The 19,995-nt window shown below is 65.9% G+C and carries 21 protein-coding genes; 19 read left to right on the top strand and 2 right to left on the bottom strand.

Features of this window, described 5'->3' with window-relative positions:
- Window positions 1-3 precede the first annotated feature (3 nt).
- Window positions 4-1,134, bottom strand: coding sequence for a GTP 3',8-cyclase MoaA (gene moaA, locus ACSBOX_RS13745; protein WP_442542943.1), 1,131 nt, complete (start codon window positions 1,132-1,134; stop codon window positions 4-6).
- 177 nt (window positions 1,135-1,311) lie between these two features.
- Here moaA and ACSBOX_RS13740 point away from each other — a divergent pair, with 177 nt between their 5' ends.
- From ACSBOX_RS13740 to ACSBOX_RS13660, 17 genes are all read left to right on the top strand, one after another.
- Window positions 1,312-2,043 (top strand): response regulator transcription factor, encoded by a 732-nt coding sequence (locus ACSBOX_RS13740; protein ID WP_442546032.1) that lies wholly within the window; start codon window positions 1,312-1,314, stop codon window positions 2,041-2,043.
- On the top strand, window positions 2,030-3,298 hold the full coding sequence (locus tag ACSBOX_RS13735) for a sensor histidine kinase (protein WP_442542942.1): 1,269 nt from the start codon (window positions 2,030-2,032) through the stop codon (window positions 3,296-3,298). The genes ACSBOX_RS13740 and ACSBOX_RS13735 overlap by 14 nt, the downstream gene beginning before the upstream one ends.
- Window positions 3,295-4,863, top strand: a complete 1,569-nt coding sequence (locus ACSBOX_RS13730; protein ID WP_442542941.1) for a molybdopterin-dependent oxidoreductase — start codon at window positions 3,295-3,297, stop codon at window positions 4,861-4,863. Before ACSBOX_RS13735 ends, ACSBOX_RS13730 begins: the two co-directional genes overlap by 4 nt.
- A gap of 41 nt (window positions 4,864-4,904) precedes the next feature.
- Window positions 4,905-6,125, top strand: coding sequence for a molybdopterin molybdotransferase MoeA (locus ACSBOX_RS13725; RefSeq protein WP_442542940.1), 1,221 nt, complete (start codon window positions 4,905-4,907; stop codon window positions 6,123-6,125).
- Window positions 6,113-6,676: a cyclic pyranopterin monophosphate synthase MoaC gene (gene moaC, locus ACSBOX_RS13720; RefSeq protein ID WP_442542939.1), complete on the top strand. Its 564-nt coding sequence runs from the start codon at window positions 6,113-6,115 to the stop codon at window positions 6,674-6,676. The genes ACSBOX_RS13725 and moaC overlap by 13 nt, the downstream gene beginning before the upstream one ends.
- Complete coding sequence (locus ACSBOX_RS13715) at window positions 6,673-7,173, top strand: MogA/MoaB family molybdenum cofactor biosynthesis protein (protein ID WP_442542938.1); 501 nt, start codon at window positions 6,673-6,675, stop codon at window positions 7,171-7,173. The genes moaC and ACSBOX_RS13715 overlap by 4 nt, the downstream gene beginning before the upstream one ends.
- On the top strand, window positions 7,163-7,618 hold the full coding sequence (locus tag ACSBOX_RS13710) for a molybdenum cofactor biosynthesis protein MoaE (RefSeq protein WP_345449802.1): 456 nt from the start codon (window positions 7,163-7,165) through the stop codon (window positions 7,616-7,618). The genes ACSBOX_RS13715 and ACSBOX_RS13710 overlap by 11 nt, the downstream gene beginning before the upstream one ends.
- Window positions 7,619-7,736: 118 nt before the next feature.
- On the top strand, window positions 7,737-8,495 hold the full coding sequence (gene dapB / locus ACSBOX_RS13705) for a 4-hydroxy-tetrahydrodipicolinate reductase (protein WP_442542937.1): 759 nt from the start codon (window positions 7,737-7,739) through the stop codon (window positions 8,493-8,495).
- A 4-nt stretch (window positions 8,496-8,499) separates the two neighbouring features.
- Window positions 8,500-8,988 carry a hypothetical protein gene (locus ACSBOX_RS13700; RefSeq protein ID WP_442542936.1) on the top strand — a complete coding sequence of 163 codons (489 nt, stop codon included), beginning with the start codon at window positions 8,500-8,502 and terminating at the stop codon, window positions 8,986-8,988.
- Between the two features lie 60 nt (window positions 8,989-9,048).
- A complete protein-coding gene (locus tag ACSBOX_RS13695; RefSeq protein ID WP_442542935.1) occupies window positions 9,049-9,456 on the top strand; it encodes a hypothetical protein in 408 nt (135 codons plus the stop codon).
- Window positions 9,457-9,479: 23 nt separating this feature from the next.
- A complete protein-coding gene (locus ACSBOX_RS13690) occupies window positions 9,480-10,226 on the top strand; it encodes a carbon-nitrogen hydrolase family protein (protein WP_442542934.1) in 747 nt (248 codons plus the stop codon).
- Window positions 10,227-10,290: 64 nt separating this feature from the next.
- On the top strand, window positions 10,291-11,202 hold the full coding sequence (gene dapA / locus ACSBOX_RS13685) for a 4-hydroxy-tetrahydrodipicolinate synthase (protein WP_442542933.1): 912 nt from the start codon (window positions 10,291-10,293) through the stop codon (window positions 11,200-11,202).
- A gap of 27 nt (window positions 11,203-11,229) precedes the next feature.
- Entirely contained in the window at window positions 11,230-12,921 is a 1,692-nt protein-coding gene (locus tag ACSBOX_RS13680; RefSeq protein WP_442542932.1) for a ribonuclease J, read from the top strand.
- Window positions 12,922-13,093: 172 nt separating this feature from the next.
- Window positions 13,094-15,955 carry a DNA translocase FtsK gene (locus ACSBOX_RS13675; RefSeq protein ID WP_442542931.1) on the top strand — a complete coding sequence of 954 codons (2,862 nt, stop codon included), beginning with the start codon at window positions 13,094-13,096 and terminating at the stop codon, window positions 15,953-15,955.
- Window positions 15,956-15,964: 9 nt separating this feature from the next.
- Entirely contained in the window at window positions 15,965-16,567 is a 603-nt protein-coding gene (gene pgsA, locus ACSBOX_RS13670; protein ID WP_442542930.1) for a CDP-diacylglycerol--glycerol-3-phosphate 3-phosphatidyltransferase, read from the top strand.
- Complete coding sequence (locus ACSBOX_RS13665) at window positions 16,564-17,067, top strand: CinA family protein (protein ID WP_442542929.1); 504 nt, start codon at window positions 16,564-16,566, stop codon at window positions 17,065-17,067. Before pgsA ends, ACSBOX_RS13665 begins: the two co-directional genes overlap by 4 nt.
- Window positions 17,068-17,199: 132 nt before the next feature.
- Entirely contained in the window at window positions 17,200-17,652 is a 453-nt protein-coding gene (locus ACSBOX_RS13660; protein ID WP_078105673.1) for a helix-turn-helix domain-containing protein, read from the top strand.
- A 174-nt stretch (window positions 17,653-17,826) separates the two neighbouring features.
- On the opposite strand, the gene ACSBOX_RS13655 is transcribed toward ACSBOX_RS13660, so the two are convergent.
- Window positions 17,827-18,324: a MarR family winged helix-turn-helix transcriptional regulator gene (locus tag ACSBOX_RS13655; protein WP_078105745.1), complete on the bottom strand. Its 498-nt coding sequence runs from the start codon at window positions 18,322-18,324 to the stop codon at window positions 17,827-17,829.
- 41 nt (window positions 18,325-18,365) lie between these two features.
- Between ACSBOX_RS13655 and ACSBOX_RS13650 the strand changes: the two genes are divergently transcribed.
- Window positions 18,366-18,605: a DUF3046 domain-containing protein gene (locus ACSBOX_RS13650; protein ID WP_442542928.1), complete on the top strand. Its 240-nt coding sequence runs from the start codon at window positions 18,366-18,368 to the stop codon at window positions 18,603-18,605.
- 241 nt (window positions 18,606-18,846) lie between these two features.
- Window positions 18,847-19,896 (top strand): recombinase RecA, encoded by a 1,050-nt coding sequence (gene recA / locus ACSBOX_RS13645; protein WP_078105671.1) that lies wholly within the window; start codon window positions 18,847-18,849, stop codon window positions 19,894-19,896.
- Window positions 19,897-19,995: the final 99 nt, after the last annotated feature.

The following is a 19,995-nucleotide window of genomic DNA, read 5'->3' as shown; positions in this document are numbered from 1 at the left end:
GCCTCAGCCTCCGATGGCGCTCATGCTGCGGTCCGGCTGCACGAAGTCGGGTGCGCCGAGGCCGGTGTGGTCCATGCCGTGCGCCTTGGGTTTGATCCACATGGCGTCCTGCCAGCGTTGGGCGAGCTCCCCGTCGTCCGCTCCGGAGCGAAGCAGTCCCAACAGGTCGAACTCCTCGCGGGAGAACAAACAGCTCATGATCTTGCCTTCGGCGGTGATCCTCGTGCGCCGGCAATCGGAACAGAACGGCTCTGTGACCGAGGCGATGATCCCGACGGTGCCAAGGAGCGGCCCGGTGGCGTCGGCGGATGCCGGGTCCCGCCGTCGTACTTCGAACCGTTCCGCCGGTGCGCCGTCGCGTTCGCGCGGGTCCGGGCTCAGTACGAAGTCGCGGGAAAGCAGTTCACGGATCTCGGCTGCGGTGATCATGTCCCGCCGGGTCCAACCGTGATCGGCGTCCAGCGGCATTTGCTCGATGAAGCGCAGCTCATAGCCGCGCTCCACTGCCCAGGCCAGGAGGTCGGGGGACTCGGCGTCGTTGATGCCGCGCATGAGGACGGCGTTGATCTTGACCGGGCCCAGGCCCGCGGCCCAGGCGGCATCGACGCCGGCCAGCACCTTGTCGAGGAAGGGACGCCTGGTCAGCTTCGTGAAGGTTTCTTCGTGGAGGGAGTCGAGGGACACATTGATGCGCGAGAGCCCTGCCTCCTTGAGCGCCGCCGCCTTCTTGTCGAGTCCGACGCCGTTGGTCGTCATGGAGATCGGCAGCCCGGGGTGCGCCGCGCGGAGGGCCGAGATGATATCCACCAGGTCGGCACGCACCAAAGGCTCGCCTCCCGTGAGGCGCAATTCGCGGACTCCGAGCTGTTCGACGCCGATCCGCACCAGCCGGACAATCTCGGCGGCAGTCATGACGGCCTGTTTGGACAACCATTCGAGGCCCTCGGCAGGCATGCAGTACGTGCATCGGAGGTTGCATTTGTCGGTCAGCGACAAACGCATGTCGGTGGCCCGGCGTCCGTAACGGTCGAAGAGGCCTGCGGGAGTCCCGGCAGGGCGCGCCGGGGGTGCAGACACGCCGCTTCCCGTCCCGTCGCCCGTGGGGGGCAACGGCATGCCTAGCTGAACACTCATGGGTTCAGGCTACGCCAGCCATGGCCCAAGCGTGATATCGCCCACGGGTCACGTTCGTCGGCGGCCCGCGGCGGAGGAACGAACGGCACCACTTCTTACGGAATACAAACGGTTCGCAGGGACGTGCCCGGAACACATCCCGCCGGCACGATGCGAATCTATGCTGAAGGTGTGAACATGCAGCCCGCCCCGCACGCTGCCGACGTCGGCAATCGCCGCATTCTTCTGGTCGAAGACGAACAGACCATCGCCGACGTCGTCCGGGACTACCTGGTCCAAGCGGGCTTCCAAGTCGATCTCGCCGGCGACGGCTTCACCGCGTTGAGCCTCGCGGCCGCCAGGCGGCCCGACCTTGTCATCCTGGACCGGATGCTGCCCGGACTCGACGGCGTGGAAGTGTGCCGCAGGCTGCGCCTGGCCATGAGCGTCCCGATCATCATGGTCACCGCCCTCGGCACGGAAGACGACCGGATCCTGGGCCTCGAAACCGGAGCGGACGACTACGTCACCAAGCCCTTCTCACCCCGCGAGCTGGTCCTCCGGGTGAAGTCCGTCCTGCGCCGGAGCATCCGGGAATTCAGCCCGGAACCTCCGGTGGAGCTCGCCGGCTTCGAACTGGACCCGGCCTCGCGGACAGTGCTCCAGGAGGGCAAACCCCTGATGCTCACGGCGCGCGAGTTCGATCTGCTCGCCTTCCTGCTTCGCCGGCCCAACCAGGTGTTCAGCCGCGAGGATCTCATCAAGGCGGTGTGGGGATGGGACTTCGGGGACTTGTCCACCGTGACGGTCCACGTCCGCCGCTTGCGCGAAAAGATCGAGGACAACCCGACCACCCCGGTGCTGCTCAAGACGGTCTGGGGAGTCGGCTACCGCTTTGACGCGAAGGACGGTGGACATGCAGCCAGCTGAAATGTTCACGATCCTGGGCTGGATGCTGCTGTGGGCTGTGCTCATCGGCGCCTTGACCCTCGCCTTGCTGCGATTCCTGCGCGGCGCGTCGATCCTGGTGCAGATCTGCCTCGTGGTGGTGGCCACTGTTGCAGTCCTCGTGGCAGGGATGGTGAGTGCCTTCAATGCGATGTTCATTTCCGCCGAGGACCTCGAAGTCATGTGGTACATCCTTGGGGTGGCCTCGGCGGTGGCGATCGCGATTTCCCTGGTCCTCGGCGCCGGGGTGTCCCGCAACGCCATCCGGCTCGTGGCAGCAACGCGGCGCCTGGGCAGCGGGGAAGCCCTCGACGGCTCGTTCCTGCCGCAATCGGCATCGCGGCGGACCGGACCGGCCATGAACTCCGAACTCGCCCAGCTCGCCCAGGAACTCGAAGCGAGCAGCATCAAACTCGAGGAATCCCGGCGCCGGGAGGCCGCCGTCGAAACCGCGCGCCGCGAACTGGTCTCCTGGATCTCGCACGACCTCCGGACCCCCCTGGCCAGCATGCGGGCCATGGCCGAAGCGCTCGAAGACGGCATGGCGTCCGACATCCCCGCGTACTACCGCAAGATCATCGCCCAGACGGACCAGATGGCGGTGATGGTCAACGATCTCCTGGAACTGTCCAAGATCCAGGCCGGAACCCTGCGGCTGAGCGCAGAATCCCTGGACCTCTACGACCTCGTGAGCGACGCGATCGCCGATCTCGCCCCGCTCGCCGCGCAGCGCGGCATCCGGCTCGACGGCGGCGGCGACCGCGAGTGCATGGCCGTCGCGGACGGCCCCAGCCTGGGCAGGGCCGTCCGGAACGTGCTGCTCAACGCGGTCATCTACAGCCGGCCCGACGGCGGGGTGCTGGTTCGCGTCGGTCGCGACGGAAGCGACGCCGTCGTCGACGTCGTGGACAGCTGCGGCGGGATCGACGAGGAGGATCTCGCGCACATCTTCGAGACCGGTTGGCAAAAAGACCGCTCCCGGGGAGCGGGGATGCAGGGCGAAGGGGGTCCGCCGAGATACAACGGGGCAGGCGTCGGGCTCAGCATCGTGGCGGGCATCGTGAAGGCGCACGGCGGCACCGTCACCGTGGCGAACACAGGTGAGGGTTGCCGTTTCATCCTCCGCCTTCCCTCAGGTGCACCGGCAAGCGCAGGCCGCACCGGGATTTCTCCCAAACACGCAGTTTCCGCGGATACCATTCCGGCAGAGAGCCCCCAACAGGCAGGCACACCATGAGCAGGACCACCTCGAAGAAAGCCAACACCAGTACCAAAAGCGCGGCCGCCCGGTGGGCGGCGGCGTGCGGCGTGGCGGCCATCGGACTCGGGGTGGCGGCCGGCGAATTGCTGGCCGGTTTCCTGAGCCCGTCCGTTTCGCCCGTCACCGCATTGGGCGGCGTGGTCATCGACGCCGTGCCGGGGTGGGCCAAGGAACTGGCCGTCAACCTATTCGGCACCTCCGACAAATTAGCCCTGATCGTCAGCATCGCCCTGGTGACCGTGGTCCTCGCGGCGGTCGCGGGGCTCCTGGAGTATCGGCGAAAGGGAGCCGGACTGGCGCTCGCCTTGCTCGCTGGGGCAGCGGGGCTGGCTGCCGTGCTGACCCGGGCCCAGGCCGCGCCCACGGCGGCGGTCGCGCCCGTCGTGGCCACCATGGTCACCATGCTTTTCCTCCGGCTCCTGACCCAGCGCCTCGAAACCTGGCGCCCCGTGCCCGAGGCGGCCGACATGCCACTGGCCCGCAGAAGCTTCATGCAATTGCTCGGTGGAACCGCGATCGCAGCGGTCGCCGTCGGGATCGTGACGACCCTCGTGCGGAGGGCCGGAACGGTGGCATCGGACTTCCGCAACAGCTTGGCACTACCCACCCCGGTGACTCCTCCGGAAAAGATTCCCGACGGCGCCGCGCTCACCTTGGCGGGCCTTCAGCCGCTCGTCACGCCGAACCCCGACTTCTACAGGATCGACACTGCTCTTATCCCGCCGGCCGTGAATCCGCCGGACTGGACCCTCAAGGTGACCGGTCTGGTGGAGCGCGAAGTCACCTTGGATTTCGCCACGCTGCTCACCAAGCCGATGATCGAGCGTTACGTGACCATCGCCTGCGTGTCCAACGAAGTAGGCGGAGACCTGATCGGCAACGCCCTCTGGCTCGGCTGGCCGGTCCGCGAACTTCTGGCCATGGCCGGGCCCAAGCCCGGGGCGGACATGGTGCTGTCCCGCAGCACTGACGGCTGGACCGCCGGGACCCCCCTCGAAGCGCTCACCGACAATCGCGACGCGATCCTCGCGGTCGGAATGAACGGCGAACCCCTGCCGATCGAGCACGGCTTCCCCGTCCGGATGATCGTCCCCGGCCTCTACGGATATGTTTCGGCCACCAAATGGCTGACGGAACTGAAGGTCACCCGTTTCGCCGACGACCAGGGTTACTGGGTTCCGCGCGGGTGGAGCGACCACGGTCCCGTCAAGACGCAGTCCCGCATCGATGTGCCCCGGGACGGGCGCTCGGTCAAGGCCGGAACGGTCCAGTTCGGCGGCGTCGCGTGGGCCCAACACCGTGGAGTTTCCAGGGTGGAGGTGCGCGTCGACCGCGGCAAGTGGCAGGAAGCCAGACTCGCACCTGGGATCTCCTCGGACACGTGGTACCAATGGCAGCTGGGCCTTGAGCTGGGCGCCGGGAACCATGAAGTCCAAGTCCGTGCCACTGACACCACGGGTACCCCGCAGCCCGAAGCCCAAACTCCCGTAGCCCCGGACGGCGCCACGGGGTTCCACACCATCCACGTCACCGCCAACTAGGCTGTGTAGGTCTGAGCGAAAACAACCCGGGAGGAACACTCGTGGCACGATCCGTCGCAGCCCACCGCCAAGCCGTCCAAGAGTTGCTGTCCGGGCTCGCAGACAAGGACGGCTCCGAAGAGCTGCCTTTGATGGGGGCGCTCGGCCGGGTACTGGCCGCCGACGTCGTGGCCCCGCTCAACCTGCCGCCGTTCGCCAACTCCCAGATGGACGGTTTTGCCGTCTGCTCAGCGGATCTGGCCCCTCATGCAGGGAGCGACGCCGGTGCGGAGCTGACGGTGGTGGATCCCGTCCCGGCGGGCGCGTCACCGATGCGGCTCGTGCCCGGCACTGCGGCCCCGATCATGACGGGCGCCATGATGCCCGAGGGGGCCGACGCCGTCGTGCCCATCGAACAGGCAGTGCCTGATGTCTTCCCTGCCCCCGGCGTGGCAGCAAGTGTCCGCCTTCCGACCACCGAGCCCGGAACGTTCGTGCGCGACGCCGGGAGCGACATCACCGCGGGAACCGTCGCCTTGCGTGCCGGAACGGCCCTTGGGCCTGGCCAATTGGGGCTGCTCGCCGCCTTGGGGATGACCGCCGTCGGGGTCCGTGCCCAGGTGCGCGTGCTTCTGGTGACCACAGGAGACGAAGTCGTGGAACCCGGCACGTTGCTGCCGGAAGGCAAGATCTACGATTCCAACGGAACCCTGCTCGAAGCCGCCATGCTTCAGTCGGGCCTCCACGTCACGCGGACGGGAATCAGCGGCGACGATCCCGGCGAGCTGCTCGCACTCCTCCGCAGCCGGAGCGGGACCATCGACCTCATCGTCAGCACCGGGGGCGTCAGCAAGGGCGCCTACGAAGTGGTCCGCCAGGCCATGATGGACCAGCCGGTCGAATTCGTGTCCGTGGCCATGCAACCCGGCGGCCCCCAAGGGATCGGAACGTTCGACGGCGTGCCCTTCCTGGGATTCCCGGGCAATCCAGTGAGCTGCCTCGTGTCCTTCGAAATGTTCCTTCGCCCCGCGCTCGCCGCCGTCGTCGGAAGCCCCGCCTTGCGACCCAGCGTGCAGGCCCGCCTGACGGAGTCGTTGACCTCGCCGGCCGGCAAGCACCAGGTCCGCCGAGGCACGTTGCTTGCGGGCGGAATGGTGAGGCTGGAAGGCGGCCCGGGCTCCCACCTCATCCATGCGCTCGCCAACTCGAACGCGCTGGTCCAGGTGCCCGCAGCCGTCACGGAACTCGACGCCGGAGCGGAAGTGGAAGTATGGATGTTGTGAATGACACTCCAGAACCCGCAGGCATCGGCGGCGGCCTCACCCACTTGCGCCAGGATGGAACGGCCTACATGGTCGATGTCTCCGACAAGGCCGTGACCACACGGGAGGCTACCGCCACAGCCACCGTCCACAGCACGTCCGAGGTACTTGCCCTGCTCGGAGCGGGTGAGCTTCCGAAAGGCGACGCCCTCGCCGTGGCGCGCGTCGCCGGCATCATGGCAGCCAAGAAGACGCCCGAACTCATCCCGCTGTGCCACCCCCTGCCGATTTCCAAGGTCACCGTGGACTTCGAACTCGGCCCGGACACGGTGGTTGTCCTGGCAACGGTGAAGACCAGGGGCGTCACGGGCGTGGAAATGGAAGCATTGACTGCGGCATCGGTGGCCGCCTTGAGCGTATACGACATGATCAAGGCCGTGGACAAGCATGCGGTCATCAGCGGCATCCACGTGCTGGCCAAGAGCGGCGGAAAGAGCGGCGACTGGACCGTTCCCGCCTCCTCCGGTGCGGCCGCCTCGGCTGGCGCCGCCGGCGAAGGAGCACAAGCATGAACGCCTGCGAGCCGGGGCGCGCCCCGCGGAAGGCCGGCGTCGTCATTGCGTCCAACCGTGCCGCAGCCGGAATCTACGAGGACAAGAGCGGCCCGGTGATCCTGGACTGGTTGGTCGAACATGGCTACGAGACCTTTCCGGTCATGGTGGTGCCGGATGGTGAGCCGGTCGGTGCCGCCATCCGTGCGCTGCTGACCCTGGAACCCGCCGTCGTCATTACCAGCGGTGGTACCGGGCTGAGCCCCGATGACCGTACTCCGGAAGTCACGCTGCCTTTGCTGGACCGCGAAATTCCGGGCCTCATGGAAGGCATCCGCCGGGCGGGAGCCGCCAAGACGCCCATGGCGATGCTGAGCCGGGGCCACGCCGGTACAGCAGGCAAGACGTTCATCGTGAATCTGCCGGGTTCGCCGAAAGGCGTGATGGACGGCCTCGCAGTTCTTGATCCCGTCATCGCCCACCTTTGCGATCAGTTGGAGGGAAGCCATGACCACTGAGACCGACTTCGAAGTCATCAGCGCGATCCTCAGCGCGGAGCCGATTTCCGTGGACCAGGCCATAGCAGCCGTGGAGTCGGACACTGCGGGAGCGGTAGTGAGCTTCAGCGGTGTGGTGCGGAACCACGACGGCGGCAAGCCCGTCGACAGGCTCAGCTACAGCGCCCACCCCACGGCGCACCAGGTCATGGCCGACGTCGTCGCGAAGCTCGTGGCGGAGCACTCGGGGGAGGCTGCCCAGCCTGTCCGTATCTGGGCGGCACACAGGATCGGCATGCTGGAGATTGGCGAACCGGCGCTGGTCTGCGCGGTTGCCGCCGCACACCGCGGGCAAGCCTTCGCCGTGTGCTCGGAGCTTGTGGACAGGATCAAGGCCCAAGTGCCCATCTGGAAGGAACAGTTCTTCAGCGACGGCACGGTCGAGTGGGTCGGGGCAGGGGAGTAGCCGGGGGTTTCCCGTCGAAATCGCCGGAACGGTGCCGGTTCGCCGGAGCGTTCGGGCGAACCGGCACCGTTCCGGCGAAACCACGTTGGGGCGTGCGCGGCCCGGTAGGGTTAAGGGCATGACCGAACAACTTGCTGTCGCCGTTCTGGGCGCCCAGGGCCGCATGGGTATCGAAGCCGTCAAAGCGGTGGAGGCAGCCGCCGACATGAAGCTCGTCGCGGCGCTCGGACGCGGCGATTCCCTTGATACCCTGCTCGACGCCGGTGCGAAATACATCGTCGACCTCACCGTTCCGGACAGCACCGAAGCGAACGTCCGTTTCGCCGTCGAACACGGCATGCATGCCGTCGTGGGCACCACCGGCTGGGACGCCGCACGGCTCGCGGCCTTGCGCGGCTTGCTTGCGGCGAACCCGGAGTCGGGCGTCCTCATCGCCCCCAACTTCGCGCTCGGCTCCGTCCTCGCCTCGGCCTTCGCCGCCACGGCTTCCAAGTATTTCGAGTCGGTGGAGATCATCGAGCTGCACCATCCGAACAAGGTGGACGCACCCTCGGGCACGGCCGTCCGAACCGCCCAGCTCATTGCCGCCGCCCGCGAAGAAGCCGGCGTCCCGGCAAGCCCGGATGCCACGAACAGCGCCCTTGACGGTGCCCGCGGTTGCGAGGTAGACGGCGTCCGGGTCCACAGCGTCCGTTTGCGTGGACTCGTGGCACACCAGGAAGTGCTCCTCGGCGGTCCGGGAGAGCAATTGACCATCCGCCACGATTCCTTCGACCGGGCATCCTTCATGCCCGGCGTCTTGCTGGGACTGCGCAATGTGGCGTCCCACCCCGGGCTGACCGTCGGCCTGGACGGCTATCTGGACCTGGGGCTGTAGGCGCATGGGCTCGCTCTGGAACGCATTCAAGGAAAACCGCACCAAGATCTGGGTCTGTGCCGTCACCCTGCTGCTGGTTCTCTACCTCGTGGTCACGTTCGAACGCTCGATCCTGCTGCTCAGTGACGCGAACCTGGTTGCCAAGGGAATCGGCGCTGCCTACTTGGTGCTTCCCATCATCGGAGCGTGGGCACTCATCCGCGAGCTTGTCTTCGGTGCGCGCACGGAGAAGATGGCCAAGGTGCTCGAAGCCGAAGGCGGGCTTCCGGTGGACAACCTGCCCCGGACACCCGGAGGCCGCATTGTGCGCGCCGCCGCGGACGCCGAGTTTGAGAAATACCGCGTGGAGGCCGAGGCCGCCCCCGAGGACTGGCGTTCCTGGTTCCGGCTGAGCTGCGCCTATGACGCCGCCGGCGACCGGAAGCGCGCGAGGGAATCGATGCGCGACGCCGTCCGTCTCTTCCGCACCGAGCCCACCGCCGCGGAGCGGTAGCGGCTTTCGGTTCGAAGGAAACGCCTTGTGTTCGAATATATGTTCGAATACCATGGCTGCATGAACGATCCCTCGAAGCGGCCGGACGGCTATCCCCACGGCCTGGACGGGCCAATGAAAGCGATGAGCCCGGGCGTCGTCGATTTCCTCTTCCGGCAGCTTGTGGCGGGGGAGCCTCCCGAGGACGTGGAGTGGCGTCGCGAGGGAACAGTTCTGGGCGAACAGCAACCGGGTGCAGAACTCGCCCGGCGGCTCGCGGAGACCGACCTCGAATCGTTGACCCCCGTCGAATTGTTCGACTATGTGAGGGCTGCCCAGCGGCTCGGGGCGTGGGCGGATCGCTTGCGGGAGTCGGCGGTTGCCCGATATTGCTCAGCGGAGACCACCGCGAAGCCCGGGAGCCTGAATCCGGGCAACTCGGCGACGTTCGGGGGCGGCCGCTCCGGCTGCCAAAGCGGCCCCGCCTAAGCGCGCCGGTCTAGGATGGCTGGGTGAATTCCGCCCTGACAGTTGCCGCCATTCAATACGAAGCGCTCGACGGCGGCGTGCCCGCCAATGTGCAGGAGCACGCGCGCCTTATCGAGGATGCCCATTCGCGGGGCGCCCGCCTCGTCGTCTTCCCGGAGTTGTCGCTGACGGGCTATGACCTCGAGCTGTACGGCACCGAGGAAGCCTGGGTGACCCAAGGGGACCCGCGGCTTGACCGTATCCGTGAAACCGCCAAGCGGACGGGTACCACAGTGATTGTGGGCGCCGGATTCCGGGAAGGTGACGGGACGCCACGCCTGGCGTCCCTCGTCATCCGGCCCGCGGGGGACGCCGCGCCCGCCTTCAAGACCCACGTGCACGGGGCCGAGCGGGAGCTGTTCGTGCCAGGCGGTGGACCGGGCCTCCTTGAAATCGATGGGTGGCGGATTGCCCTGGCCATTTGTTTCGACGCGGCCGTCCCGTCCCACGCCTCTGCTGCGGCGGAGGCGGGAGCCGACCTCTATGCCGTCTCCGCCGTGTACGTCCAGGGCGAAGAACACCGTTTGGGCCTCCATCTCGGGGCCCGGTCCATGGACAACCGCATGTTCAGTGTGTTGGCCAACATGGGTGGTTCCGGCGCCATCGGCGAGTCGTGTGGACTCAGCGGCGCCTGGGGGCCGGACGGCCGCGTCCTCACCCAGCTCGACGTCCGCGGTTCGGCGATTGCCGCTGTGACGCTTCAGCCTGAGGCCTTGCTCCCATTTCGCTGAATTTGACGACAATCACGCGGGCCCCATTCTCCCAACCCGTGGCCGACAGGGTAACGTTTTTCATATGTCTGACTCTCGTGCGAACGTTCCTGCTCTCGGTACCCTTCTGACCGCCATGGTCACCCCGTTCACCAAAGACGGCGAAGTTGACTACAAGCAGGCAGCTGAACTGGCAGTCAAGCTCGTGGACGACGGCTGCGATGGCCTGGTCGTCACAGGAACAACCGGGGAGACATCAACCCTCACCGACGAGGAAAACCTCGGCATGTTCCGCGCCGTGAAGGAAGCTGTGGGCGGTCGCGCGGCAATCATCGCGGGCACGGGAACCAATGACACCGCGCACTCGGTGCACCTCTCCCAGGAAGCCGCGAAGCTCGGCGTCGACGGACTCTTGATCGTCACCCCGTACTACAACAAGCCAAGCCAGGCCGGGGTCCGGGCCCACTTCGAGACCATTGCGTCCGCCACCGAGCTTCCTGTCATGCTCTACGACATTCCCGGGCGCTCCTCCATCCAGATCACACCGGAGACCATGATCGGCCTCGCGTCGCACCCCAACATCGTTGCGGTCAAGGATGCCAAAGCCGACTTCGCCGCGGCAACGCGCGTCATGGCGGAAACCGACCTCCTTTTCTACTCGGGCGACGACGGCCTGACCCTCCAGTGGATGGCCATGGGCGCGGTGGGCCTGATTGGCGTCACCACCCACGTCGCCACCCGCCGTTTCCGGGAGTTGATCGACGCCATCAACGCGAACGACCTTGGTACGGCGCGCAAGATCAACTTCGAACTCGAGCCCGTGATCCGCGCAACCATGACCCGGGTCCAAGGCGCCGTCGCCGCCAAACAAATTCTTAAATGGCAGGGAGTCCTGCCCAACTCGGTTGTCCGTTTGCCCCTCGTGGAGCCGGACGCCGCCGAGATCGCAATCATCCGCGAGGACTTGGCGGAAGCTGGAATGGACTTCACTGTCTAGTACGATTCCGCCGGAAAGTAGCGCATTATGACCCAAACCGCCCTTCCCGGACTTGTCACCCCGCCCAAACTTCCGCAGGGAACTCTTCGGATCGTGCCCCTTGGCGGGCTGGGGGAGATCGGCCGCAACATGGCCGTTTTCGAAATCAACGGAAAGCTGCTGGTGGTTGACTGCGGCGTGCTCTTCCCTGAAGAGACACAGCCGGGTGTCGACCTGATCCTGCCCGATTTCTCGTACATCGAGGACAGGCTGGACGACGTAGTTGCCATCGTCCTGACCCACGGCCACGAGGACCACATCGGTGCTGTGCCGTACCTTCTGCGCCTGCGTCCGGACCTGCCGTTGGTCGGTTCCCAGCTGACGCTTGCCCTCGTGGAAGCCAAGCTCCAGGAACACCGGATCAAGCCCTACACGCTCACGGTCGCCGAACGTCAAGTGGAGCAGTTCGGCCCCTTCGAATGCGAATTCGTCGCCGTCAACCACTCCATTCCGGATGCCTTGGCCGTCTTCATCCGCACCGCCGGCGGCAACGTGCTGCACACCGGCGACTTCAAGATGGACCAGTTGCCCCTCGACGGCCGCATCACGGACCTGCGCCACTTCGCCCGCCTGGGTGAAGAAGGGGTGGACCTTTTCATGGCCGACTCCACCAACGCGGATGTCCCCGGCTTCACCACGGCGGAAAAGGAGATCGGTCCCACCTTGGACCGGTTGTTCGGCCAGGCCAAGAAGCGGATCATCGTCGCCTCCTTCTCCTCCCACGTGCACCGGGTGCAGCAAGTGCTCGACGCCGCCGCCAAGCATGGCCGCAATGTCGCCTTCGTGGGCCGGTCCATGGTCCGTAACATGGCCATCGCCGCGAAGCTGGGCTACCTTGACGTGCCGCCGGGCATCCTCGTCGACATCAAGAACATCGACAACCTGCCGGATCACCGCGTGGTCCTCATGTCCACGGGCTCCCAGGGCGAACCCATGGCGGCACTGTCCCGGATGGCCAACGGTGACCACCGCGTGGTGGTCGGCCAGGGGGACACGGTCATTCTGGCCTCGAGCCTCATCCCGGGCAACGAGAACGCGGTGTACCGGATCATCAACGGCCTGCTCAAGCTTGGCGCCGACGTCATCCACAAGGGCAACGCCAAAGTGCACGTCTCCGGCCACGCCGCCGCGGGCGAGCTGCTCTACTGCTACAACATCCTCAAGCCCCTGAACGCGATGCCTGTGCACGGCGAAACCCGGCACCTCATTGCCAACGGCAACCTGGCGGAGGAATCCGGCGTGCCCTCGGACCGCGTCATCCTCAGCGACAACGGCACCGTCATCGACGTCAGGGACCACAAGGCCAATGTGGTGGGCCAGGTGGAAGTGGGCTTCGTCTACGTGGACGGCTCCAGCGTGGGCGAAATCACCGACGCCGACCTCAAGGACCGCAGGATCCTCGGCGACGAGGGTTTCATCTCCGTCATCACCGTGATCAACCGGACCACCGGCAAGATCGTCTCGGGCCCGGAAATCCACGCCCGCGGCGTGGCCGAGGACGACTCCGTGTTCGATGAGATCATCCCCAAGATCAACGCGGCCCTCGAAGACGCCGTGCTGCACCACGCGGACCACACCAACCACCAGCTCCAGCAAGTGGTCCGCCGGGTGATCGGCACGTGGGTCAACCGCAAGCTTCGCCGCCGCCCCATGATCATCCCGTTGGTTTTGGAAGCGTAACCCGGACGGTGACGCCTCCGAACGGCTCGGTTCAGACGAACCGGGCCGTTCGTGTTTGACGACCAGCCCACCGTGAACCCACGGTCCGCCGATGGGTCACCAGGGGCAACATGGTTCCTCCGCGCCCCTGAAATCCGCGGTTTTCCGGACGGCTTGGGGTAGCGTGGCCGATATGGCGACTCGTACTACCTCCGCGCCTAGAGGCAGCTCCAATAGCAAACCCGCCGGGGCAGGTTCACGCTCGGGCAGCGGCCGGACCCCGGCCAAGACCGGCAGGAGCGGCACAGGCGCGGCCCGCGGCAAGCAGGCCGCCGTCGTCGAACCCCAACAACCGTGGATCCTACGCGCGCTTGCCGGTGTCTGGCTGGGAATCGGGCACGTGGTGGGTGCGGGCATCCGCCGGATCGGCCATGACGTCAGCGACCTCGATCCCGCCGACCGCCGGGACGGCGCCGCGCTCTTCAACCTCGTGCTCGGTGTCTTCATCGCAACCTTCGCCTGGTGGGGCTTCAAAGGGTGGTTGCCGGACGCTGTCTACAGCATCGTGAACGGAACCTTCGGCTGGATATCCCTGCTTCTGCCGCTCATGCTTTTCGTCTGTGCCTTCCGGCTCTTCCGGCAGCCCTGGGACAGTCGCGGCAACAACCGCGTGGGCATCGGCTTCCTCATCATGACGTTCGCCGGTACCGGACTGGCCCACATTATCGGCGGCCAACCGACTGTCGCCGATGGATTCGAAGGCCTCCGGCGCGCGGGCGGAATGCTCGGCTTCCTCGCGGCGTCGCCCCTGGCCGCCATCCACCCCGCGGTACCCGTCATGGTCTACGGCGCCCTTGCGTTCGTCTCCCTGCTGATTGTCACGGCCACGCCCTTCGGCGCCATTCCCCGGCGCATCCGTGGCGCCTACGAGCACCTCATGGGCGTCGACCTGGACGCCGACGCGCATCGCGGCGATTCCCACGACCGCAGCTACCTCTACGAAAACGACGCGGCCGCCGAACCGAAGAAGAAGCGCCGCAAGCGCTTCTTCGGCAAGGACCACGACGGCGACCCCACGCTGGAGGGCTATGTCGGCGACGAGGCCTTCGAACACGCAATCGTCGACGACGACGCCCCGCCCGCCAAGGGCGGGCCGTCCGTCCCGCCCGGCGTGCGCAGGCCCACCCAGGCCGAAATCGCCGTCGAGAAGATCAAAGCCGCCCAAGGACTTGGAAGCGCGAAGGCAGTTGCGGACAACGCCACCGAAGCGATCCCCCTCGTTGCTCCGAGCGCCGCCGTCCCCCCGGTCATCGTGCCTTCCGCGCCGGTCAGTCCGCCGCCGCCCCCGACGCCGATCCCGCAGCGCACCGAACAACTGTCGCTCGCCGGCGACGTCACCTATACGCTGCCGTCCTCGGACAACCTGACGCCAGGCTCCATTCCGAAGGAGCGCACCGAAGCGAACGACGCCGTCGTAGCCGCCCTGACGGACACGATGCAGCAGTTCAACGTGGACGCCACTGTCACCGGCTTCAGCCGCGGGCCCACCGTGACCCGCTACGAGATCGAACTCGCTCCCGGCACCAAGGTGGAGCGCGTCACGGCCTTGTCCAAGAACATCTCCTATGCCGTGGCATCGAGCGATGTCCGTATCCTCAGCCCGATCCCGGGCAAGTCCGCCATCGGCATCGAGATCCCCAATACGGACCGCGAGACGGTCTCCCTCGGCGATGTTCTGCGCAGCCAGAACGCGCGGCGCACAGACCACCCCATGGTGATGGGCGTCGGCAAGGACGTCGAGGGCGGCTACGTCGTCGCGAACCTCGCCAAGATGCCGCACCTGCTCGTGGCAGGCGCCACTGGTGCCGGTAAGTCGTCGTTCGTGAACTCCATGGTCACGTCCATCCTGATGCGCGCCACGCCCGATGAGGTACGCATGGTCATGGTCGACCCCAAGCGCGTGGAACTGACAGCGTATGAGGGGGTTCCGCACCTCATCACGCCGATCATCACCAACCCCAAGAAAGCCGCCGAGGCGCTTCAGTGGGTTGTCCGTGAAATGGACGCCCGCTACGACGACCTCGCCAACTACGGCTTCAAGCACATCGACGACTTCAACAAGGCCGTCCGCGCCGGCAAGGTTGTGCCGCCCGTCGACTCCAAGCGCATCATCAAGCCGTACCCGTACTTGCTGGTGATCGTGGACGAGCTCGCCGACCTCATGATGGTGGCCCCGCGCGATGTCGAAGACTCGATTGTCCGGATCACCCAGCTCGCCCGTGCTGCCGGCATCCACTTGGTCCTGGCCACCCAGCGTCCGTCCGTCGACGTCGTCACCGGCCTGATCAAGGCGAACGTCCCGTCACGCATGGCGTTCGCCACGTCCTCCGTCACCGACTCCCGCGTGGTCCTGGACCAGCCCGGCGCGGAAAAACTCATTGGCCAGGGCGACGCGCTCTTCCTGCCCATGGGCGCCTCCAAAGCGATGCGCGTGCAGGGCGCCTGGGTCACCGAGTCCGAAATCCACCGCGTGGTGGAGCACGTCAAGGGCCAGCTCAAGGCCGTCTACCGTGACGACGTCGCGCCCGAGGCGCAGAAGAAGCAGATCGACGACGACATCGGAGACGATCTCGAGGTCCTGCTGCAGGCCACCGAACTCGTGGTCACCACCCAGTTCGGCTCCACATCGATGCTGCAGCGCAAGCTCCGGGTCGGCTTCGCCAAGGCCGGCCGCCTCATGGACCTGCTGGAGTCGCGCGGCGTCGTCGGTCCGTCCGAAGGTTCCAAGGCCCGCGATGTCCTGGTCAAGCCGGACGACCTCGCGCCGGTGCTGGCAGCCATGAAGGGGCAGGAGGCCCCGGCGACGCCCGACGCGCACACCGCGGCGCTGAGCGACAACGCGAACGCGAACATCGCCGTCGGAGGCTACGCCGAAGACCTGGTAGCCGCCGACCTCGAACGCCGCAAGCAGGTCACGGAGTACCACGACGGCGCAGACAGCTCCGATGACGAGGACGACGGCGGCGAGGACGCCTGGTCACTGACCGGACGGTAGCCTAGAGGGGTGACTACATCCGAGGGCAGCAAAGCCGGTTCCAGCAGCTCCGATATCTGGAACCTGCCCAACATCCTGACGATGCTCCGGATTGTCCTGGTCCCCTTCTTCGTTTGGTTCCTTCTGGAGGACAACAGCCAGCACGGCATCTGGCGCTGGGCCGCCGTCGTGGCCTTCGCCGTGGCGATCTATACGGACAAGCTCGACGGCGACATCGCCCGGAGCCGCAACCTCGTCACCAACTTCGGCAAGATCGCGGACCCCATTGCCGACAAGTTGCTGATCGGATCGGCCCTTGTTCTCTTGTCGGCGCTGGGGGAGCTGCCCTGGTGGATCACCATCCTCATCCTCGTGCGCGAGTGGGGAATCACCGCCTTGCGCTTCTTTGTCATCCGCTACGGGGTGATGCCGGCCTCGCGTGGCGGCAAGCTCAAGACCGTCGTCCAGACTGTCGCGATCTTCCTCTACATCCTGCCGCTGAATTCTTTCGCGCCGTGGCTGGTCAGCGTTGCCTTCTGGGTCATGATCGTCGCGCTCGCCATCACGGTGTGGACCGGCGTCGAGTACGTGATCGAAGCCGCAAAGCTTCGCGCCGCAGGCAAGCGCGTATGAGCCTCACGGCTGACGAGGCGGCCGCGTCCGCCGTCGCCCTCGCCATCGAGCGGGGCGTCACCGTGGCTACTGCCGAATCGTTGACGGCGGGCCTGGTCGCAGCCACCCTCGCCGATACTCCCGGGGCGTCAGGCATGCTCCAGGGCGGGGTGATCGCCTACCAGAATGCGGTCAAGGCCGGAATCCTGGGGGTGTCCGAGGACCTGCTTTCCGCCGTTGGATCCGTCGACGCCGGGGTGGCCGCGGCGATGGCCGCCGGCGCCAGGCAGGCCTGCGGGGCCGACGTCGGGGTCTCCACGACGGGGGTTGCGGGGCCTTTGCCGCACGACGGGAAGCCGGTTGGAACCGTCTTCATTGGCGTCGCGACGTCGCGGGGAGCCGTGGCGCATGCCTACTCCTTTCGGGGAGACCGGCCGGGAATCCGTGCGCAGGCAACCGCGGCCGCACTGGAGCGCTTGGTGGAGTGCCTTGTCCATGTCGACCTACCGCACGTAAAGTAGCCGGGAACAAAAACAGCGGCCCAATAGTTGTTACATTGTGTCGCCTCGGAATGGCCGAGGCGCCTAGGATGTAGAAAACAACCGGTGCACCTGCAAGGTGAACCGGACTCACGAGGGAGCAAGGCGATACAGATGGTTAAGCAGCCCGTATCCGTAAACGGCGTTGTCCGCTGGAAGGATGTGGGCTTGGCCGAGAAGGCACCGAGCGAACAGAAGGAGCGCAAAATGGTTGTACTGCGTCACGAAATTGGTGATGTCCTGCGCGATGTCCGCCAACGCCAGGGCCGTACTCTCCGCGAAGTCTCGCACAGCGCCCGCGTTTCCCTTGGCTACCTGAGCGAAGTCGAGCGCGGCCAGAAGGAAGCATCCTCAGAGCTGCTGTCCTCGATCTGCTCGGCGCTGGACGTTCCATTGTCCGGAATGCTCCGCGAGGTCAGTGACCGGGTGGCCGTCGCCGAAGGCGTCGCTGTTCCGGACACCGTCCCGCAGGAATTCGCCCAGCGCTACGGTCGCGATCTCGACCGCGAGCTCAGTGCCGAACTGAACGACGATTTCACGCAGGGCATGCTTTCCGGAGCCCGCTAGGCCGAGCCACCTCCGGTACGTGGTACCGGAGCGGGGATCCGGCACGTTCCTGGGCAATTGCTCAGGATCCTGTGCGGTCCAGCGCCGGTAAATACTTGAAGTAATGAAGGAGGACCTCCATTGGAGGTCCTCCTTCTTTGGTCCCTGCGGCTTGGTGCCTGCGGCTTCTTACGGTCAGTCCTTGCCGATTCCTTCGCCGTAGGCAGCATTGAGCCGTTCGATGTAGTCCGCCAGTGTCTGGATTTCTTCCAGCGGCCACTCGCCCAGCCGTTCCCGGAAGACCTGCCGGCGCGCGTCCTGTACCTGATGCATCTTTTCTTCGCCCTTGGGGGTGAGCCGGATCGATTGTGCGCGGCCGTCCTGGGGATCGGCCTCTTTGTAGACCATGCCGATGCTCTCGAGGAACGCGATCTGGCGGCTTACCGACGGCTTCCCGACGCCGATGCATGAGGCGAGCTCCGTCAGGCGAATGGGGCCCTCTTTCCGGATGATCGTCAGCAGTCCGTAAGCGGCTGGCTCCATGTCGGGATGGACCTGGCGGGATAACTGGTGGGACAGCGATCGTGCGCGGCGCCAGAACATGCTCAGCTGGTGTTCCACCTGCTGGAGGGCGGCGTCGACGTTGTCGCCGGCCTCCACCATCTCTGGTGCGTCGTCGGGAGTGTTGCTCATGACAACCATTCTAGAGTCCGCTCCCATGAGAGACTCTATTGGTGCGGATCAGTGACTTCTGGCGGCTAATGGACGATGAATTCGGGGCTGGCTACTCCCGGGTCCTCAGCAGCTCCCTTGTATTGGCCGGCGTCGGCGGCCGTACGGCAGACGACGCCTTGGCAGCGGGCTACAGCCCCCGCGACGTCTGGCTTGCGTTGTGCGCTGTCCAGGACGTTCCCCCGGAGCGACGGCTCGGCAGGGACGTCAAGCCCGCCGACAAGGGTTCCCGGACGTTCTGAGTCCCGCTTCCTGGCCGGACACGCCCACACATTTGTTCGAATATCTGTTCGGATGAGGCTATGCTCCTATCAGAGGAAAATTGGTCCTGACGGAGCGGTTTCCGTGTCATTCGAAGCCCGTAGTTGTCCACATAGGCGAAGTCGCACACAGAATTGTCAGCGGCTCATACTAGCGTCGGATGAGACAGGAAAGCGGCCGTTCAGGCCAGTCCACAGCGAGAAAGCATCAGAGGTGTGAACCATGGCGGCAAACCAGGATCGTGAGAAGGCGCTCGAGGCAGCGCTTGCCCAGATCGACAAGCAATTCGGCAAAGGCTCCATCATGCGCTTGGGTGACGATATCCGTGCGCCCATCGAAGTCATTCCCACCGGTTCCATCGCCCTCGACGTCGCCTTGGGGATTGGCGGCCTCCCGCGCGGCCGGATCGTGGAGATCTACGGCCCGGAATCCTCGGGTAAGACCACCGTCGCGCTTCACGCTGTGGCCAATGCCCAGCGCCAGGGCGGCATCGCTGCCTTCATCGACGCTGAGCACGCCCTCGATCCCGAGTATGCGGCAAAGCTGGGCGTCGACACCGACGCGCTGCTGGTATCGCAGCCGGACACCGGCGAGCAGGCGTTGGAAATCATGGATATGCTGATCGGCTCCGGCTCCTTGGATATCGTCGTGATTGACTCCGTGGCCGCCCTGGTTCCCCGCGCTGAAATCGAAGGCGAAATGGGTGACTCCCACGTTGGCCTCCAGGCCCGCCTCATGAGCCAGGCCCTGCGTAAGATCACCGGCCGGCTGAGCCAGACCAAGACCACTGCCATCTTCATCAACCAGCTCCGTGAGAAGATCGGCGTTTTCTTCGGTTCCCCCGAGACCACCACGGGTGGTAAGGCACTGAAGTTCTACGCTTCCATCCGCATTGACGTCCGCCGCATCCAGACGTTGAAGGAAGGTGCGGACTCGGTAGGTAACCGCACCAAGGCCAAGATCGTCAAGAACAAGATGGCGCCGCCGTTCAAGATCGCCGAGTTCGACATCATCTACGGCCAGGGCATTTCCCGTGAGGGCGGCATCATCGATATGGGCGTCGAGCACGGCATCATCAAGAAGTCCGGTTCATGGTTCACCTATGACGGTGACCAGCTGGGGCAAGGCATGGAGAACTCCCGTCGCTTCCTCCGGGACAACCCGGAGCTGGCCGCGGACCTTGAACGGCTCATCAAGGAAAAGCTTGGCGTCGGAGTAGTCAAGCCCGCCGAAGCCGACAAATCGCCGAAGCTGAAGGCCGTTGACGGCTAGGCACCAGGGTCGCTCCCGGTCCTCGGGTTCTTTCGGTTCTTCGGGTACCAAGCCGACGTCGGAATCCGGACGGGGCGCCCGGTCCTGGGGCCCCTCCGC

It is taken from the genome of Arthrobacter sp. KN11-1C, from assembly GCF_052180225.1.
Lineage (GTDB): Bacteria > Actinomycetota > Actinomycetes > Actinomycetales > Micrococcaceae > Arthrobacter.
This window is presented reverse-complemented; position numbering and strand designations above follow the sequence as displayed.

Coding starts and splice junctions, on each gene's coding strand:
- moaA (WP_442542943.1), bottom strand. CDS start 1,134: ATGAGTGTTCAGCTAGGCATGCCGTTGCCCCCCACGGGCGACGGGACG.
- ACSBOX_RS13740 (WP_442546032.1), top strand. CDS start 1,312: ATGCAGCCCGCCCCGCACGCTGCCGACGTCGGCAATCGCCGCATTCTT.
- ACSBOX_RS13735 (WP_442542942.1), top strand. CDS start 2,030: ATGCAGCCAGCTGAAATGTTCACGATCCTGGGCTGGATGCTGCTGTGG.
- ACSBOX_RS13730 (WP_442542941.1), top strand. CDS start 3,295: ATGAGCAGGACCACCTCGAAGAAAGCCAACACCAGTACCAAAAGCGCG.
- moaC (WP_442542939.1), top strand. CDS start 6,113: ATGGATGTTGTGAATGACACTCCAGAACCCGCAGGCATCGGCGGCGGC.
- ACSBOX_RS13715 (WP_442542938.1), top strand. CDS start 6,673: ATGAACGCCTGCGAGCCGGGGCGCGCCCCGCGGAAGGCCGGCGTCGTC.
- ACSBOX_RS13710 (WP_345449802.1), top strand. CDS start 7,163: ATGACCACTGAGACCGACTTCGAAGTCATCAGCGCGATCCTCAGCGCG.
- dapB (WP_442542937.1), top strand. CDS start 7,737: ATGACCGAACAACTTGCTGTCGCCGTTCTGGGCGCCCAGGGCCGCATG.
- ACSBOX_RS13700 (WP_442542936.1), top strand. CDS start 8,500: ATGGGCTCGCTCTGGAACGCATTCAAGGAAAACCGCACCAAGATCTGG.
- ACSBOX_RS13695 (WP_442542935.1), top strand. CDS start 9,049: ATGAACGATCCCTCGAAGCGGCCGGACGGCTATCCCCACGGCCTGGAC.
- dapA (WP_442542933.1), top strand. CDS start 10,291: ATGTCTGACTCTCGTGCGAACGTTCCTGCTCTCGGTACCCTTCTGACC.
- ACSBOX_RS13680 (WP_442542932.1), top strand. CDS start 11,230: ATGACCCAAACCGCCCTTCCCGGACTTGTCACCCCGCCCAAACTTCCG.
- ACSBOX_RS13675 (WP_442542931.1), top strand. CDS start 13,094: ATGGCGACTCGTACTACCTCCGCGCCTAGAGGCAGCTCCAATAGCAAA.
- ACSBOX_RS13665 (WP_442542929.1), top strand. CDS start 16,564: ATGAGCCTCACGGCTGACGAGGCGGCCGCGTCCGCCGTCGCCCTCGCC.
- ACSBOX_RS13660 (WP_078105673.1), top strand. CDS start 17,200: ATGGTTAAGCAGCCCGTATCCGTAAACGGCGTTGTCCGCTGGAAGGAT.
- ACSBOX_RS13655 (WP_078105745.1), bottom strand. CDS start 18,324: ATGAGCAACACTCCCGACGACGCACCAGAGATGGTGGAGGCCGGCGAC.
- recA (WP_078105671.1), top strand. CDS start 18,847: ATGGCGGCAAACCAGGATCGTGAGAAGGCGCTCGAGGCAGCGCTTGCC.